The sequence below is a fragment of the Amycolatopsis sp. 2-15 genome (assembly GCF_030285625.1).
In the GTDB taxonomy this organism is placed as follows: Bacteria; Actinomycetota; Actinomycetes; order Mycobacteriales; family Pseudonocardiaceae; genus Amycolatopsis; species Amycolatopsis carbonis.
The window spans coordinates 4,881,779-4,897,763 of the sequence record NZ_CP127294.1; the positions used below are offsets into that span (position 1 = coordinate 4,881,779).

18 protein-coding genes are annotated in these 15,985 nt (G+C 66.1%); 10 read left to right on the forward strand and 8 right to left on the reverse strand.

Annotated features, from left to right (window positions below; all coding sequences use genetic code 11):
• Positions 1 to 35 precede the first annotated feature (35 nt).
• Positions 36 to 1,808, forward strand: coding sequence for an aa3-type cytochrome oxidase subunit I (gene ctaD, locus QRX50_RS24245; protein ID WP_285974188.1), 1,773 nt, complete (start codon positions 36 to 38; stop codon positions 1,806 to 1,808).
• A gap of 46 nt (positions 1,809 to 1,854) precedes the next feature.
• Here ctaD and QRX50_RS24250 read toward each other — a convergent pair whose 3' ends face one another.
• The 3 genes from QRX50_RS24250 to nhaA all read right to left on the reverse strand — a co-directional run bounded on the left by QRX50_RS24250 (position 1,855) and on the right by nhaA (position 4,686).
• The gene (locus QRX50_RS24250; protein WP_285974189.1) at positions 1,855 to 2,481 is read right to left on the reverse strand and encodes a TetR/AcrR family transcriptional regulator; all 627 of its coding nucleotides are present in this window, start codon (positions 2,479 to 2,481) and stop codon (positions 1,855 to 1,857) included.
• An 86-nt stretch (positions 2,482 to 2,567) separates the two neighbouring features.
• Positions 2,568 to 3,158 (reverse strand): uracil-DNA glycosylase family protein, encoded by a 591-nt coding sequence (locus QRX50_RS24255; RefSeq protein ID WP_285974190.1) that lies wholly within the window; start codon positions 3,156 to 3,158, stop codon positions 2,568 to 2,570.
• A gap of 115 nt (positions 3,159 to 3,273) precedes the next feature.
• Positions 3,274 to 4,686 carry a Na+/H+ antiporter NhaA gene (gene nhaA / locus QRX50_RS24260; protein ID WP_285974191.1) on the reverse strand — a complete coding sequence of 471 codons (1,413 nt, stop codon included), beginning with the start codon at positions 4,684 to 4,686 and terminating at the stop codon, positions 3,274 to 3,276.
• A gap of 86 nt (positions 4,687 to 4,772) precedes the next feature.
• On the opposite strand from nhaA, the gene QRX50_RS24265 reads away from it, so the two are divergent.
• From QRX50_RS24265 to QRX50_RS24300, 8 genes are all read left to right on the forward strand, one after another.
• Positions 4,773 to 5,321 (forward strand): DsbA family protein, encoded by a 549-nt coding sequence (locus QRX50_RS24265; protein WP_285974192.1) that lies wholly within the window; start codon positions 4,773 to 4,775, stop codon positions 5,319 to 5,321.
• Positions 5,322 to 5,716: 395 nt separating this feature from the next.
• Positions 5,717 to 6,226: a hypothetical protein gene (locus QRX50_RS24270; protein ID WP_285974193.1), complete on the forward strand. Its 510-nt coding sequence runs from the start codon at positions 5,717 to 5,719 to the stop codon at positions 6,224 to 6,226.
• 83 nt (positions 6,227 to 6,309) lie between these two features.
• Positions 6,310 to 6,684 carry a GNAT family N-acetyltransferase gene (locus QRX50_RS24275; RefSeq protein WP_285974194.1) on the forward strand — a complete coding sequence of 125 codons (375 nt, stop codon included), beginning with the start codon at positions 6,310 to 6,312 and terminating at the stop codon, positions 6,682 to 6,684.
• Between the two features lie 138 nt (positions 6,685 to 6,822).
• Positions 6,823 to 7,362, forward strand: a complete 540-nt coding sequence (locus QRX50_RS24280) for a GNAT family N-acetyltransferase (RefSeq protein WP_285974195.1) — start codon at positions 6,823 to 6,825, stop codon at positions 7,360 to 7,362.
• Positions 7,363 to 7,410: 48 nt separating this feature from the next.
• On the forward strand, positions 7,411 to 8,277 hold the full coding sequence (locus QRX50_RS24285; protein ID WP_285974196.1) for an aldo/keto reductase: 867 nt from the start codon (positions 7,411 to 7,413) through the stop codon (positions 8,275 to 8,277).
• 200 nt (positions 8,278 to 8,477) lie between these two features.
• Positions 8,478 to 9,893 (forward strand): MFS transporter, encoded by a 1,416-nt coding sequence (locus tag QRX50_RS24290; protein ID WP_285974197.1) that lies wholly within the window; start codon positions 8,478 to 8,480, stop codon positions 9,891 to 9,893.
• Positions 9,890 to 10,369, forward strand: a complete 480-nt coding sequence (locus QRX50_RS24295; protein ID WP_285974198.1) for a hypothetical protein — start codon at positions 9,890 to 9,892, stop codon at positions 10,367 to 10,369. Before QRX50_RS24290 ends, QRX50_RS24295 begins: the two co-directional genes overlap by 4 nt.
• A 702-nt stretch (positions 10,370 to 11,071) precedes the next feature.
• On the forward strand, positions 11,072 to 11,170 hold the full coding sequence (locus tag QRX50_RS24300; RefSeq protein WP_285974199.1) for a BBE domain-containing protein: 99 nt from the start codon (positions 11,072 to 11,074) through the stop codon (positions 11,168 to 11,170).
• Positions 11,171 to 11,189: 19 nt separating this feature from the next.
• Here QRX50_RS24300 and QRX50_RS24305 read toward each other — a convergent pair whose 3' ends face one another.
• From QRX50_RS24305 to qcrB, 5 genes are all read right to left on the reverse strand, one after another.
• Positions 11,190 to 11,558 carry a WhiB family transcriptional regulator gene (locus QRX50_RS24305; protein WP_434533314.1) on the reverse strand — a complete coding sequence of 123 codons (369 nt, stop codon included), beginning with the start codon at positions 11,556 to 11,558 and terminating at the stop codon, positions 11,190 to 11,192.
• Complete coding sequence (locus tag QRX50_RS24310) at positions 11,551 to 11,859, reverse strand: DUF427 domain-containing protein (protein WP_285974200.1); 309 nt, start codon at positions 11,857 to 11,859, stop codon at positions 11,551 to 11,553. The genes QRX50_RS24305 and QRX50_RS24310 overlap by 8 nt, the downstream gene beginning before the upstream one ends.
• Before the next feature lie 203 nt (positions 11,860 to 12,062).
• Complete coding sequence (locus QRX50_RS24315; protein WP_285974201.1) at positions 12,063 to 12,392, reverse strand: hypothetical protein; 330 nt, start codon at positions 12,390 to 12,392, stop codon at positions 12,063 to 12,065.
• A gap of 48 nt (positions 12,393 to 12,440) precedes the next feature.
• Positions 12,441 to 13,544: a transaldolase gene (tal, locus tag QRX50_RS24320; RefSeq protein ID WP_285974202.1), complete on the reverse strand. Its 1,104-nt coding sequence runs from the start codon at positions 13,542 to 13,544 to the stop codon at positions 12,441 to 12,443.
• Positions 13,541 to 15,148 carry a cytochrome bc1 complex cytochrome b subunit gene (qcrB, locus tag QRX50_RS24325; RefSeq protein WP_285974203.1) on the reverse strand — a complete coding sequence of 536 codons (1,608 nt, stop codon included), beginning with the start codon at positions 15,146 to 15,148 and terminating at the stop codon, positions 13,541 to 13,543. The genes tal and qcrB overlap by 4 nt, the downstream gene beginning before the upstream one ends.
• A 251-nt stretch (positions 15,149 to 15,399) precedes the next feature.
• Here qcrB and QRX50_RS24330 point away from each other — a divergent pair, with 251 nt between their 5' ends.
• Entirely contained in the window at positions 15,400 to 15,870 is a 471-nt protein-coding gene (locus QRX50_RS24330) for a hypothetical protein (protein ID WP_285974204.1), read from the forward strand.
• The last annotated feature ends 115 nt before the right edge of the window (positions 15,871 to 15,985 follow it).

Here is a 15,985-nt window from a genome sequence, read left to right on the forward strand (position 1 = left end):
AAGCCAGCCAGTGCAGCAATCAGCCGGAGGACACCATGAGGACCGTTGCGCCCAGGTCGATCGCGACGCGGCCGTATCCCGCGCGCGTTGCCCCGAAGGGCACGGCGTTGCTTCGGTTGATGCGGACGACGGACCACAAGCAGATCGGCGTGATGTACCTGGTCACGGCGTTCGCCTTCTTCATGGCCGGCGGGGCGATGGCGATGCTGATCCGCACGGAGCTGGCTCGACCCGGGCTCCAGTTCTTGTCGCAGGAGCAGTACAACCAGCTGTTCACGATGCACGGCACGATCATGCTGCTGATGTATGCGACCCCTGTGCTGTTCGGGTTCGCGAACTTCGTGCTGCCGCTGCAGATCGGTTCGCCCGACGTGGCGTTCCCGCGGCTCAACGCGTTCTCGTACTGGCTCTACCTCTTCGGCAGCCTGATCGTCGTCTCCGGCTTCCTGACACCGGGTGGTGCGGCTGAGTTCGGCTGGACCGCCTACACGCCGCTGTCGGAGGCCGTCCACACTCCAGGCCCTGGCACGGACATGTGGATCTGCGGCCTCATCGTGTCCGGTCTGGGCACGATCCTCGGCGCGGTCAACATGATCACCACCGTGGTCTGCCTCCGCGCGCCGGGCATGACGATGTACCGGATGCCCATCTTCACCTGGAACATCCTCGTCACCAGCATTCTGATCCTCATCGCCTTCCCGATCCTCACCGCCGCGCTCTTCGGCCTGGAGGCAGACCGTCGGTTGGGCGCGCACGTGTTCGACCCGGCCAACGGCGGGGTGATCCTCTGGCAACACCTGTTCTGGTTCTTCGGTCACCCAGAGGTGTACATCATCGCGCTGCCGTTCTTCGGGATCGTGTCGGAGATCTTCCCGGTCTTCAGCCGCAAGCCCCTCTACGGTTACAAGGGGCTGATCTTCGCGACCCTGGCCATCGCTGCGCTCAGTGTCTCCGTGTGGGCACACCACCTCTATGCCACCGGCGCCGTGCTACTGCCGTTCTTCTCCTTCATGACCTTCCTGATCGCGGTCCCGACCGGCGTGAAGTTCTTCAACTGGATCGGCACGATGTGGAAGGGCCAGCTGTCCTTCGAGACGCCGATGATCTTCTCGATGGGCTTCATCGTCACGTTCCTCCTCGGTGGCCTGACCGGCATCCTGCTGGCCGCCCCGGCCATCGACTTCCACGTGTCGGACAGCTACTTCGTGGTGGCGCACTTCCACTACGTCCTCTACGGCACCATCGCCTTCGCGACCTTCGCCGGGATCTACTTCTGGTTCCCGAAGATCACCGGCCGGATGATGGACGAGAAGCTCGGCAAGTGGCACTTCTGGACCACGTTCATCGGCTTCCACGGCACGTTCCTGGTCCAGCACTGGCTCGGCGCCGAGGGCATGCCCCGCCGCTACGCCGACTACCTCTCTTCGGACGGGTTCACCACGCTCAACACGATCTCCACGATCGGCGCGTACATCCTCGGCGCGTCCACGCTGCCGTTCATCTGGAACGTGTTCAAGAGCTACCGCTACGGCGAGATCGTCACGGTCGACGACCCGTGGGGCTACGGCAACTCCCTCGAATGGGCCACGTCCTGCCCGCCGCCGCGGCACAACTTCACCGAACTGCCCCGGATCCGCTCCGAGCGCCCCGCCTTCGAGCTGCACTACCCGCACATGATCGAGCGCCTGCACGCCGAAGGCGAGATCGGCTTCTTCGGCAAGCCCCGCCACGGCGCGGCGCCCTCGCAGAAGCTGGTCGACGCGACCATGCCGGGTGACCACAGCAAGGACAACTCGGGCGAGCAATAGTCGTGCCCGGTGAGGCGGTCCACTTTGGTCTTCCGCTACCCGCGACTCACGCCTGGAAGGTACGGATGTAGTCGATGGCCATGTCGAGCGCGATGCGCATCGGCTTGATGTCGTGCCCCGTCTGCGCGAGCAGGTACCCGCCTTCGAGGGCGCCCATCAAGCCGATGGCGAGCCGTTCGGGGTCGGCGTCACGGCGCAGTTTGCCCGTGTCACGCATCCGCCGCAGACCGTCGGCGATCAGGCCGAGCCAGGTTTCGAAGTGGCCGGCCAGGGCAGAGCGTGCCCGTTCGTTCTGGTCCGAAAGCTCGCTCGCGAGGGAGCCGAGCTGGCATCCGTAAGCCCCGTTGCGGAGAGCGTTCCGCTGGATGATCGCATCACGCCAGCGCTCGAGCCCGCGGATCGAGTTCAGCCGGCGCAGCTGTTCCCCCTGCGAGGCCAGCAGGTCTTCGGCCTGGTATTCGATCACGTCTTGGACGAGCGCGTCCTTGTCAGCGTAGTGATGGTAGAGCTGTGACTTGCTGGTGCCGCTTGCCGCGCGGACATCGTCGAGCGTGGTGGCGGCCACCCCTTTGACCGTCATCAGGTCCACAGCAGCATGCAGGATTCGGGCCCGGGTCGCTTCACCGCGCGCCGTCAGCCGGACGGGCTTCTCTGTGCTCTCCGGTTCCACCACCGCGACAGATTATCGTACCTGCGTGCGCGGAGGTGTCACGCGATGCGACGCGGCCGGCCGAGCCCAGGTCGGCCATCCCGTGACCATCATCCGCGTCCCAGTGCGATCGACACTCGGCGCGCCAGCTCAGGGACGACCTCGGCGGTGAACCAGGAGTTTTTCACGTGCCACCGGTAATTCAGTGGAGACGGGTGCACCAGCGGGAACTCGGCAGGGAGGTAGTCGCAGTAGGACCGCACGGTCTGGGTGAGGGTGGCCTCGGATCGGCCCTTGAGGTAGTACCGCTGGGCGTGCGCGCCGATGAGCACCCGGAGAGTGATGTGCGGCATCCTCGACAAGATCTGCGGATGCCACCGTGGCGCGAATTCTTTGCGCGGAGGCAAGTCGCCCGTCTTGCCTTTGCCGGGGAAGTAGAAATCCATCGGCACGATGGCGAACAGCGAAGGGTCGTAGAATTCCTCGTCGCGGACGCCGAGCCAAGAGCGCAGCCGGACGCCGCTGGCGTCGTCCCACGGAATGCCGCTCTCCTGGGCTCGCCGGCCCGGCGCCTGGCCGATGATCGCGATCCGTGAGGCCGGGGAACCGGCCCACACGGGACGGTAGCCGAGGTCGCGTGCCCACGCGTTGGACGGGTCGGACGTCAACTCGTCCACGACCGCACACAAGTCGTCGATCAACCGCACTCCAGGTTCGTTGCCGGGAAGGCCGGGCCGCCGGCTTTCGGGGACCACAGTCTAGATGGACTATGTGGTCCAACAAGCTGGGGGTCGACGGCACCGAGATGCCTTCGTCTCAGGCCAAGCTCGGGTCCCGCCACGGGCCTTCGGGCAGCTCCGGGAGTGAGAACCGCTCGTCGAAGGAGCACAGGGGGAGACGTTCGCCGAGGAAACGCAACACGACGGACCCGAGGATCGCCGAACAGAGTGATCCTGCGAGAACCCCCACCTTGGCCTGCTGCTGGAGGCCGGGGTCGGCGAACGCGAGATCGGTGATGAACAACGCGATCGTGAAACCGATGCCGGCCAGCATGGCTCCGCCGATGAGGTGGCTGTAGCGGACGCGGCCGGGCAGAGTGCCGATTCCGGTCTGCAGCGCGATTCCGGCTCCGAGCGAGATGCCCAAGGTGTTGCCCGCGATCAGGCCGACCGCGACACCGAGGGTCACGGTGGAGGTCGACGCTGCCCGCAGCGCGCTGCCGTCGAGCTGCACGCCGGCGTTCGCCAGGCCGAAGGCGGGGATGATGACGAACGCGCTCATCGGGTGCAGAATTCCCTGCAGTCGCTCGTTCGCCGACAGTGTCGCCTTCATCGCGGTGGTGGCGAGTCGCACGCGCACGGTGTCCGCGCGCTCGATCACAGCGCGCCCGTAGAGGCGGAGTCGCTCGCGGGCGTGACTGTCGACCTCGCCGGCCGGCACGATCAAGCCGATGAGTACACCGGCGAGCGTCGGGTGGACCCCGGACGCGTCGACGGCCGCCCACAACCCGGCGCCGACCAAGAGGTACGGCGCCAATCGCCACACTCCCAGCCTCCGCAGGCCCAACAGCACGAGAACCAGTGCCGCCGCCACCGCGATCGCCACCACGGAAACGTGGTGTGTGTAGAACACCGCCATCACCGTGATCGCGCCGATGTCGTCGCCGATCGCGAGGGTGAGCAAGAAGAGCCGCAATTGATCAGGGCAGCGGGGGCCGAACAGAGCCAGCACGCCGATCAGGAAGGCGGTGTCACTCGACATCGGAATGCCCCAGCCTGCTGCGGCCGCGCCGGAACTGTTGAACACGAAGTAGAGGACCGCGGGCAACGCCAGGCCGCCGAGCGCACCGCAGGCCGGGACTATGATCGAGCGCACGTCGTGCAGCTCACCGACGGACACCTCGCGGCTGATCTCCAGCCCCACCACCGTGAAGAACACGACCATGGCGACGTCGTTCACCCACTCACGAAGGTCCAGTGAGAAGTGCGCGCCGCCGGCTTCCACGCCTGCGTGCAAGCCCCAGAACGCGTCGTAGTCCGCGCCCGCGACGTTCGCCCACACCAGCGCGGCCACCGTGGCGGCGAGGAGCAGGACAGCGCTGCCGGCTTCGGTGAGCAGGAACCGGCGGAAGCCGGCGGTCACGTACGGCAGCGGCATGCTCACCTGACGGGTCGTCGACGGCAGGTGGGGGAGGAGTCCGTCGTTGAATCGGCTCGAGTCGGCCTTCACGGCCCGAGTATGCCTGACGTGCAGTCGATCCGGTTGTGTACGGTCCATCAGATCGGGCGTTGGCCTGGAGACAGCCATGGTTCGCAGTGCCGCTGTCCGGAGTGGACCGTTCTGTGACGGAGGGATCGCGGGTGACGACGCGCAGTGAGTTCAATCTGGACCGGCACGTGTACGGCGATCCATCGGCTTCGGTGACGGTGGTGGAATACGGGGATTTCGAGTGCCCGTACTGTGCTGCGGCGGCACCCGAGCTGCGCAGGTTGATCGACAGCTCGGCTGGCACGATCCGCCTGGTGTTCCGTCATTTTCCGATCTTCACGATCCACCCGTACGCACTCACTGCGGCTCTTGCCGCCGAGGCATCGGGTGAGCTGTTCTGGGAGATGCACGACTTGCTGCTGACCCACCAGAGCGAGCTGACGGATGTCCACCTGCAGGCATACGCGGCTCGCATCGGCGCCCGCGACGTCACCGGTGAGGTCGCGCAGCGGTTCCGTCCCGCCGTCGTGGCCGACTACACCTCCGGTGCCGAGTTGGCTGTCCGAGGCACGCCGACGTTGTTCATCGACGGACGTGCGTACCGAGGCCGAGTCAGCTACCAGGCGCTCCGATCGGCTGTGCGGCCGAACTCCTGACCCGGCGCCTCAGCCGCGGCGTTCGCCGTGGGCGTCCGGCGGAGTTCACCTCCCAGGAGTGGACCGTCCGGTTCCATACCGGGCTTGATCGCCCCCCGTGATCGACAACACGATCACTGTCGTCGCTGAGATGTCGTTCGGGTGAACAGCGAGAAACCGGTTTCAATTTTCGCAGTTCTATGCGGCATCCCGACCTCCAGGTGACACACATCGGACGGTCCCGACGGGCGGCGGCCTGGACAAAGGCGGCGAGCCTGACGCTTGCTCCCCTTCCTGACTGGACTAAATAGTTCTCTTTGGTGCATGATGAGCGGACCGGAGGACGGAGCTGGTCGGGTGCTCAACGCTGCCGAATGTGCGGACTTCGTCGTAAAAATGCGAAAGGTACAGCTACGGTGAGTGAGCAGCTGGGCTTCATGCCGGGGTCGTCGGTTGCCGGCCTTCCGCTGAGGCTGTCCTCCGCCACCATCACAGGTGACGGCAGCCGATCCCGCGACCACGCGTCCGACGGCCTGGTGCGGTTGGAGCTCTCGATCAGTGCGCACGTGCTGGGCGAGATCGAAGTCATGCTCGCCACGACCCACGGGCGTGGGGAACGCGCTGCCAACTGTGCGGCGGAATACTCGGCGGCGCAGGGGCGCGAGCTCCGCATCAACGCCATCCTGCTGAGTTCGATGCCGGACATCCTTCACCTCGCCGGCCGCGGTGGCGGCACGCACCACAATGGAGCCGACGCGCAGTCGTACACGCTGACGTTGACCTTCTCCGATGGGCGCACAGCCGAGAGCTCGTGGAGCACGACGTTCGACGTTCCGCGTTCGCCACTCGCAGACTCCACCTGGCGCCTGACCGTGCCGTTCAGTCACGCCTTGACGCCGTCCACGCTCCCTCGTCACGTGTCGTGACACCCTCCGCGCGTCGCACCTCATCGGGCCGCGTCTCGGTCTGACGCCGCGGAAACGGTCTTCATGCACCGAGGGTGCAGGCCGTGCTGCTCGAGAAAATCATCAGGAGAAATGAAGTGAGTTCTGAGATGGATGTACAGCGCAACGTCGACAGCGGATCGTATGAGGCCGTGGTTGACGGGCAGGTCGTCGGCATGATCGTCTACCACGCCCCGCGCGGTGATCGGCGAGTGACGTTCAGCCACACGATCGTCGATCCCGGACATCGTGGTCAAGGTGTCGCGACGCGGCTGGTGAAGCACGCTTTGGATGATCTGCGAGCCCGAGATCTGAAACTCACGAATTATTGCACCTTCGTGGCCGACTACATTGCCGACCACCCCGAATACAAAGAGCTTGTCGACAGCCGCTTCCCCGGCCGGGCGGCTGTGCCGGATCGCGTGCCACGCGACCGCTGATCAACGGAAGCTCGAACTGCCCCGGAACCGGGGAAATCGCTGAGGAAGAGGAGTGCAGAGTTGATTCCGGGGTCGCATTCGGTCGACATCGACGGAGAACTGATCCGGACCACCCGGCTGGAGCTTGCTCCGTGGACGATGCCCGACGTCGAAGCGGCTCTGGGCATCTTCGGCGACGAAGAGGTTTCTCGGTGGCTCGCGCCGGCCATGGATCGAGTCGCGGACATCTCCGCCATGCAGGATCTGGTTGCCGGCTGGGTCGCGGACGGCTTGGAAACCGAGCCTCCGGTCGGTCGGTGGAAGGCTACCGATCTCGCGAGTGGACGCGTCGTGGGTGCGGTCTCGTTGCTGCCCTTGCCGCCCGACGACATCGATTTCGAGATCGGTGTCCAGATCGCTCGTGGCTGGTGGGGGAACGGTTATGCCGGTGAAGTCGGTGACGCGATCGCTCACTATGCCTTCGATGCCGGCACGGACGAGATCTTCGCCGTGTCACGCCCGGCGAACCAACGCGCCGCGGCGGCCGCGCGGCGGATGGGGATGGAGTGGGTCGGCCAAACCGGCAAGTACTACGACACGAGGCTCGACGTGTTCCGGTTGCGGCGTTACGACCTCGACGTGCCGGCCAGGGTGGCGCCGCCGGAAGGAGAGCGGCCGGGTGAGCTCACGGACATCTGACCGATTCATGTCGGCACAAATCCACAAGACAGTGAAAGAGACGAGACCATGCCTGGAACCCTTCCTGATCGATGCGGTACCTTCACGATCGGAGGACACGCGATCACCCGGCTCGGTCTCGGGACCGCTCAGATAAGTGAGTCCGGTGTCTGGAGTCATCCGAAGGACGCCACTGAAGCGGCACGAGTGCTCCGAGAAGCGGTCGATCTCGGGGTGAATCTCATCGACATCGCCGAATCGTCGGGACCCTTCGACTACGAAGAACTCATTGTGCGGGCACTCAGCCCGTTCCCCGAAGACTTGCTGCTGATGATCAAAGGCGGACTTCTTCGATCGCCGAACGGGCAGTGGGAACCGGTGCCGCGGCCCTCGTTCCTTCGTAAACAGATCGAGACTCGGCTGTGGTACCTGAAGCTCGATCGCGTTCCGTTGTTCCAGCTGCACGGGTTCAGCCCGCACACTCCCATAGCCGACCAACTCGGGCTTCTCACGGATATGCAGCGTGAAGGAAAGATCGGGCAGATCGGGCTGGCGGAGGTTACGTTGGCCGAGCTGGAAGAAGCAAGGACGTTTGCGGAGATCGCCACGGTCCAAGCTGAGTACAACCTCATCGATCGCGCGGCCGAACCGTTGCTGAACTACGCGGAAGCGGCGAACATCGGGTTCGTCCCTTGGCTTCCGCTGGCGACCGGCACGCTGGCCAGTGAGGATGGGCCGTTGGCGGAGCTGGCGCGACGGCGCGGTGTCTCGCCGGCGCAGCTCGCTCTGGCCTGGCTCTTGAATCGCTCACCCGCGATCCTCCCCACTCCCGGCACGCTGAGCATCCAGCACCTGAACGAAAACGTCTCTGCAGTCGACATTTCCCTGACGGCACCCGAAGTCGATGATCTCGACCGACTGGTGGCCAGGCCGTAAGCGGGATCTCTTCCGGAAAAGCGCTGGGTGAACTGGTTCGGAAAATTCTGGCTGTCAGTACAGGGAGGGTACTCGCCGTGGGCGGTTCAGACGTCGCTCTACCGCCACCGGTGGGCTTTCCGGTTCGGTCTGCGCAGGGTCGACGGATCCTGGTCGCGACGGTCCTCGGCGCGAGTATCGCGGGTATCGACTCAAGCGTCGTGACCGTCGCTCTTCCCGACATCGGCCGGGACTTGGGTGCGAGCTTCGCGTCCCTTCAGTGGACCGTGACCGGATACACCCTCAGCCTCGCCTCGCTCATCCTGCTGGCGGGTGGGCTCGGAGACCGGTACGGCCGCAAGCGGATCTTCCTCCTCGGCGTCGCCGGGTTCACGTTCGCCTCGGTCCTGTGCGCGGCTGTCCCCGACGTGGGCACGCTCATCGGTGCGCGAATTCTGCAAGGCATCGGTGGAGCGTTGATGGCACCGGCGAGCATGGCCATCCTGCAGTCGACGATCGCACCTGGTGATCGCCCGCGAGCGATCGGAACCTGGTCCGGGTTCGCCGGGATCGCGGGAGTTCTCGCCCCGTTCGTCGGCGGATGGCTGCTGTCGCTGGGTTCGTGGCGGTGGATCTTCCTGATCAACGTGCCCGTGGCGGTCATCGTGCTGGTGGTGACCATGCGCCACATTCCGGAGACCCGCGACGACGAGTCGTCCGGCATGGACTGGGGTGGCTCGGCGTTGGCCCTCGTGACCCTGGCCGCGGCGACCTACGCGTTGACCGCGATACCGGCGAACCCGGGCGGGCCGGGGGCGCTGGCGAGTGCGCTCGTGGCCGTCGCGGCGGGGATCGGGTTCGTGTGCTACGAACAGCGAACGACATCGCCGATGTTGCCGGCGCTGCTGAGGAAGTCCAGGTCGTTCGTCTCGATCAACGTGATCACGTTCATCGTCTACGGTGCGTTCGGCGTGTTCTCCCTGATCTTCACGATCGCCCTGGAGACCGTCGCCGGGTACAGCCCGGCCGAGGCCGGCAGCACTCTTCTGCCGATCACGATCATCAGCCTCGCGCTGTCTCCCTCCAGCGGTAAACTCGCTGCGCGGGTCGGGCCCCGCTGGCAACTGACCATCGGTCCCGTGTTGTGCGGCGCAGCGGCGCTGATGGCCTTGCAGATCAAGCCCGACACGGGTTACTGGAGTTGGGTGATCCCGCTCGAGTGCGTGTTCGGCCTCGGTACCGCCACGATGGTGGCACCTCTGACGTCTGTCGCGCTGTCGTCGCTACCGGGAGGCCACGTCGGCGTCGCGTCCGCGGTCAACAACGCTGTCGCGCGCGGTGCCGCCTTGCTGTGGATCGCGGCGCTTCCGCCGCTCGTCGGTCTCACCGGCGCTTCGTACGCCCAATCCGAGGCGTTCCAGCCCGGCTATCGCCTGGCTTGCGTGATCTGCGCTGCGGCGCTGTTTGTCGCCGGCGCGGTTGCCGCCGCGGTTTTCCGCAACCACACCCCCTGCGACCGGCGCCCTCTGGTCGCCCGTTCGTTGCCGCACCCGCTGTCCCGACAGCTGCGGGGCGCAAAAGTTGTTTCGACCTTCTCGATCCCTCACCGTCCGGACTTTTGGAGGAGGAACCTGTGACTGACGCAGTCAACGGCAAAGCGGTGCTTCGCCTGCCACGGCTGGTCGCGCGAGTCGACCGGGCCATGGCGGCCGTGGCCGCTGTGCAGGCGGCGCTCGTGCTGGTGGACTTCGTACTGCTGGGGTTGCTCGCCGGAGGCGTGCCTCTCCTGGAGCCGTTGTTCCTCGTCTTGTTCGGCATCATCGGCACCGCGATCGGTATCGCGCGCCACCTCCGGGTTGCCGCGCGAGACGGGGCAGGCCTCGTCATCGTCTCGGCCGCCGGTGCGCTCATCCTGGGTGCCCTGTGGCATTTCGTGCTCGGCGGGCCCGGCAATATCCGGGTCGCGCTGCGTTCGGGCGTACCCGTCTTGGCGCGAGTCTTCGAAGCCTCCGTGACGCTCCACTTGGTTGCCGCCGCAGCCACTGTCCTGCTGGGCGTACTCGCATTCCGCCGCCGCACGTCGATTCTGTCGATCGGCCGAATATCAGGGTAGGCCCGCGACGGCGTCGTCACCGATTGCTTCGGCGACGCAATGTACACGCGCTCAGTTACCTGCGGCTCCGCCCCGAAGGTGGGGTGACCGGGTACGTCCTCGGGGGAGGGGCAAAGCCCGATCCTCGGCCGGAGCCTGGGCTACGCGGTCGACCACGTCCACATCGTCGACGTAGCGACGGCCGACGGCGGCCGCGTACGGTGACAGCGAACCCGACTTGTTCTGGGTCCTGCGTGGGTGCAAGGGCAACTTCGGGGTGGTCACCGCGCTGGAGTTCGAGCTCTTACCCGTCCGCCGCTTCTACAGTGGTTCCCTGTATTTCGCGGGCGCGCACCTGGTCGAAGTCCTGCACGCCTGGCGGGCATGGGTCGGCGGCCTGCCGGAAGAAGCGACCTCGTCGATCGCTGTGCAATGGTTGCCTCCGCTGCTTGGGCTGCCGGCGCCTCTGCGCGGGGCGAACGTGGTCCACCTCCGTTACGCCCAACTCGGTCTCGAGCCGGAGGCTGAGCGCCTGCCGGCCCCGATGCGTGCCGTCGCCCCCGCCGTCGACGCGATGGCCGATCTGCCCTCACAGCCTCCGGCCGTATCCACAATGACCCCGAAGACCCGATGCCGTACTGGGACAGGCGACCTCACTGCGGGAGTTCCCGGCGGGAAGCCGCGGACGCCTTCACCGGGGTACTCGGCCCCGAGTCCGGTTCAGTGTTCGGCACTGAGCGCTACCCGCGTTTGGTCGAGGTCAAGAAGGCCTACGATCCGATCAACCTGTTCCGGCTGAACCACAACATCGCCGCCGGATGACCGGGTCCGTGACTCGAGTTCAGGGACAGCGGGGCGGTCGCCTCCGACGGCCGGCGACGCACGAGGAAGTGGCCTGCGCCGCCAGGGACTTGTTCGCTGTGACGGCGGCAGTGCGCCGGAGGAGACTGTTGCGTTCGTGTTCGGTGAACCCGCCGAAGATGCCGTGGTCGAGCCCGTTGCCGAGGGCGAGGTACAGGCATTGCAAGCGGACCGGGCACGCTGCGCAGATGGCCTTGGCGTGCCGGATTTGCGGCGTAGCGGTGGGGGAGGGGAAGAACACCTCGGGATCTTCGGATCGGCAGGCCGCGGTGGTCTGCCAATCGGTCAGGTTGTTCAGACGCAGCCAGGTGTTCCGAAGACGGATTGCGGCGAGGATCGGATCAGTCAAGGATGTCCGCCTCTCGCGAGTCGAACGCCACATAGCCGGAGAAATCCGTTCCGACGCGGTCGACCGCGGACTGGTGCGGGTGGGGGTAGCACCAGGCCGCGTCGTGGGTCTGTGATCCGTCGGTGATGACGTCGTAGTAGCGGGCCGCGCCCTTCCACGGACAGGTGTATCGAGTCGAGCTCGGTTGGAGGCTTCCCTGCCGGATCGCCGCAGGGGGGAAGTAGAGATTTCCTTCGAGGGAGATCAGGTCGTCCCGTTCTGCCTGGGCGATCACGGTTCCCCCGATGACGGCTTTCACCATTGCGCACACCTCTCGTTGTCGAGGACTGAAGTGAACTACACCCGCCACCATGAACGCACCCGTGGCAATCCCGTGTGGGCGACACCCGTAGGTCGTGGTGTGCCGGGAAACGGGCAGCACAATGGACACCAGCGCGCAGACGGAAACTTGGGTTGCATTCCGCGCGCTGGTGTTCGGCGGTTGAGATCATGACGATCGGCCGGTCAGGCGTATCGCCCGGTGAACTGTGAACCGTCTCCGCAATGCGTGAAGCTCAGGCCGACGATCGAGCCGGCCTCGACAACCCAGCGAAGGTCGTACGAGGCACGATAGGTGGGCGGCCAGAACGAGGCGAAACGGCCGTCGGCGTCGATGTACCACTCTCCGCGTGTGGGGTGGCCGCGGTCGGTGTACGTGGTCGCACCGTCGTGGTCGAAGACCTGTTCGGCGCCGTCGTCGTAAACGATCCGTCCGGCAGTCAGTGCGGCCACCAGGTTCTTGTTGGCCACCTGCTCGCCATCGGCCGGGCTGAGCGACTCCAGCGATCGAGGCATGAGATTCCCTTCGAGACAACCGTGGGTGTGAGCGAGGAATGCGGGCCCTCAGCCGAGAAACGCACTTGCTGACGCGTGGAGGGCTCGCCAGCTGGCCGCGAACTTGGCGACGCCCTCTCTCTCGAGCGTGTCGTACACGTCATCGAGATCGATACCCGCAGCGGCGAGGGCCGCGAGGTCGGCCGCGGCTTCCTTGCCGAGCCCGACGACTCGGTCCCCGGCAAGCTCGCCGTGATCGGCGAACGCCGAGAGGGTCGTGGGCGGCATCGTGGACACGGTGCCGTGCGTGACGAGGCCGGTCACGTACTTGGTGTCGGGAAAGGACGGATCCTTGACACCGGTCGAAGCCCACAGCAACCGCTGGGGGCGGGCTCCGTCGGCGGCAAGGCTGTGCCACCGCGGGGATTCCCACACCGCAGCCAGGGCTTCATGTGCGAGCCGCGCGTTGGCCAGGGCAGCCCGGCCGCGCATTTCGGGGACGCCCCTGATGTCGAGCCGTCTGTCCACTTCGGTATCCACCCTGGACACGAACAGCGAAGAGACCGAGTGGACCGCCGCGAGGTCGTGGCCGTTCTCACGAGCTCGCTCGAGCCCGTCGACGAACGCCTCACCAACCTCAGCACAGCGCCGCGGCGAGAAGACCAGAGTGACATTCACGTTGACGCCCGCCGCCAGCGCACCGGAAACAGCTCGGACGCCCGCTCGGGTGGCGGGGATCTTCACCAGGAGGTTGGGCCGGTCGACGAGCTCCCACAGCTGGATCGCGTCCGCGATGGTCGCGTCGGTGTCGCCGGCGAGCTCGGGACTCACCTCGAGCGACACCCTGCCATCAACGCCGTCGGTCTTCTCCCAGATCGGACGGAGTACGTCCGCCGCTTGCTGAACGTCCCAGATCGTCAACGCCCGGACGGACTCCGTCACGTCGATTCCGTTCCCGGCCAGGCGTTTCAGCTGTAGGGCGTAGCGACTGCTCCGGGCGATGGCGTTGGCGAAGATCGTCGGGTTCGTGGTGACGCCCACCACTGAACTGCTTCGCACCAGGCGTTCGAATTCGCCGTTCTCCAGGATGTCGCGGGAGAGCTCATCCAGCCAGATCGACACGCCGGCCTCGGTGAGGGCACGAAGCCGGCCGTTGTCCTCGCCTTCGGTCACGTCGTTTTCCCCTGTTCGGCGGCCCGATCCAGGGCGGCGGTCTCTTCGGGCGGGTCCGGCGTCCAGAGCGAGCCCGGGACGGCGCGCCCCGCGGCACCGAGCTTGTTCATCTTCTTCGGCACCGGTGCGCCCTGGTACTCGAGCGGCACTGCGTGGCCGTGGCTGTCCACGCCGCCCAGCGGCTGGTGGACCTCGATGAACCCGCCGGTCGGCAGGCGCTTGATGATGCCGGTCTCCACGCCGTGCTCCAGCACCTCGCGGTCGGCCCGCTGCAGACCCAGGCAGATCCGGTAGGTGAGGTAGTAGGCGATCGGCGGCACGATCAGCACGCCGATGCGGCCGGCCCACGTGGTGGCGTTCAGGGAGATGTCGAACTGGTCGGCGATGATGTCGTTGAAGCCCGACAGCTCGATGACCAGGAAAAATCCGAGCGCCATCATGCCCAGCGCGGTGCGGACCGGTGCGTCGCGCGGCCGCTGCAGCAGGTTGTGGTGCTGCACGGTGTCCTTCGACAGCTTCGCCTCGATCCAGGGGTAGACGGTCAGCATGCTGATCAGCAGCCCCATGCCCATCGCGCCGGAGAAGAACACCGCCGGGATCGTGTAGTTCCCGAGGTACACCTCCCACGCGGGCCAGATGCGCAGCATGCCGTCGGCCCAGGCCATGTACCAGTCCGGCTGCGAACCGGCCGACACCATCGACGGGTTGTACGGCCCGAAGTTCCACACCGGGTTGATCTGGAAAAGACCGGCCATCAACGCGATGACACCCGTGGTAACCACGGCGAGCGACCCGCCGTGAAGCGCGAACTCGGGCACGATCCGGATGCCGACGACGTTGTCTTCCTTCGCTCGGACGCCCGGGAACTGTGTGTGCTTCTGGAACCACACCAGCACCAGGTGCACGCCGATCAGGGCGAACAGGACCCCCGGCAGCACGAGGATGTGCAGTGTGTACAGGCGCGGGATGATCTGGTCGCCCGGGAACTCGCCGCCGAACAGCGCCCAGTGGATCCAGGTGCCGATGACCGGCACCGACAAGACGATACCCGACAAGGTCGCGCGGACACCCGTGCCCGAAAGCAGGTCGTCCGGCAGCGAGTAACCGAAGAACCCCTCGAACATGCTGATCAGGAGCAGGATCACGCCGATCACCCAGTTCGCCTCACGCGGCTTGCGGAACGCGCCGGTGAAGAAGATCCGCAGCATGTGCAGGAGCGTCGCGGCGATGAAGATCAGCGCCCCCCAGTGGTGCAGCTGCCGCACGAACAGCCCGCCACGCACGTCGAACGAGAGGTCCAGGGTCGTCTTGAAGGCCTGCGACATCTCGACGCCCTGCAGGTTCTGGAAGCTGCCGTGGTAGGTGACTTCCTGCATCGAGGGATCGAAGAACAGCGTCAGGTACACGCCCGTCGCGATCACGACGATGAAGCTGTACAGCGAGACCTCGCCGATCAGGTAGGACCAATGGGTCGGGAACACCTTGTTCATCTGGTGCCGCAGGCCCTTGGCCAGCTTGTACCGCTGATCTGCGTTGTCCGCGGCCTGCCCGAGACGCTTCGCGAGCACGCCCGTGCCCATGGTCGGCGTGGTCAGTGAGCTCATGCAGTGTTCGAGGCAGCGATCGGCCGCGTCTTACCCCCGGGGGTGGACCCAAAAGAGTGGCTGCCACTACGCGCGCGGATCCGGACCCGTTTCACGGCCGAACCCCCGCGGGGCCGGCCGCCCTGAGACCGCAACCGGCTCGGGTGGCCGGTCTCCTCTGCGGGCATTCGACCGGACGTGATCCCAGGGCCGCGGTAAGGGGAGATCAGGGGTCGCCGCCAACAGGTGATCACCCACAGGGGAGGGGCCTCGTGTTCGCAAGCCAGCACAGCGTTCCGGAGGGAACGGTATCGGAGAAGCCTTCACTGATGACGGGAACCGCGATCGCGGTGCATCATCCGAGGGAGCTTCTGAGGGCCGTGGTCTCCGACGGCTCGATAACCCTGTTCGTCAGCGGCGGCCTGATCGAACGATCGGCCGTCGAGGCGCTCTGCGCGGAGCTCGACGTCGCGACCGAGTTGTGCCGCGGGATCGTTACCGTCGACCTGACCGACTGCACCGGGCTCGGCACGGCGGCGACGCAACTCCTTCGGGGACATCTCGACACGGCTCGAACCCCGGCGTCCCGGTACCGGTTCCGGCTCAACGCCGGCCATTCGTCGGTGGTCCGCGCGCTCGCCGCCGCCGGCATCCTCACGAAGCGCGAGGCCCGACGGCGCCGTGTCCGCGGTGTCCCGCGTCGCTGGGACACCGACAGTCAGTCGTCGCTTCGAACGGCGTGAGGCCCAACGCGCAGTTCTCAATGGACATTCGGCACAGGGTCGGAGACCTTCTGGACTTAATGGTCCTGTTTTGCTATGAAGGTAGCGACAGTCCCGACAGCTCGCGGGTAGGTGG

Excerpts from the sequence above, each read along its gene's own strand:
- QRX50_RS24315 (WP_285974201.1), bottom strand. The coding sequence starts at position 12,392 with ATGCCTCGATCGCTGGAGTCGCTCAGCCCGGCCGATGGCGAGCAGGTG.
- QRX50_RS24310 (WP_285974200.1), bottom strand. The coding sequence starts at position 11,859 with ATGGTGAAAGCCGTCATCGGGGGAACCGTGATCGCCCAGGCAGAACGG.
- QRX50_RS24280 (WP_285974195.1), top strand. The coding sequence starts at position 6,823 with ATGCCCGACGTCGAAGCGGCTCTGGGCATCTTCGGCGACGAAGAGGTT.
- QRX50_RS24285 (WP_285974196.1), top strand. The coding sequence starts at position 7,411 with ATGCCTGGAACCCTTCCTGATCGATGCGGTACCTTCACGATCGGAGGA.
- ctaD (WP_285974188.1), top strand. The coding sequence starts at position 36 with ATGAGGACCGTTGCGCCCAGGTCGATCGCGACGCGGCCGTATCCCGCG.
- qcrB (WP_285974203.1), bottom strand. The coding sequence starts at position 15,148 with ATGAGCTCACTGACCACGCCGACCATGGGCACGGGCGTGCTCGCGAAG.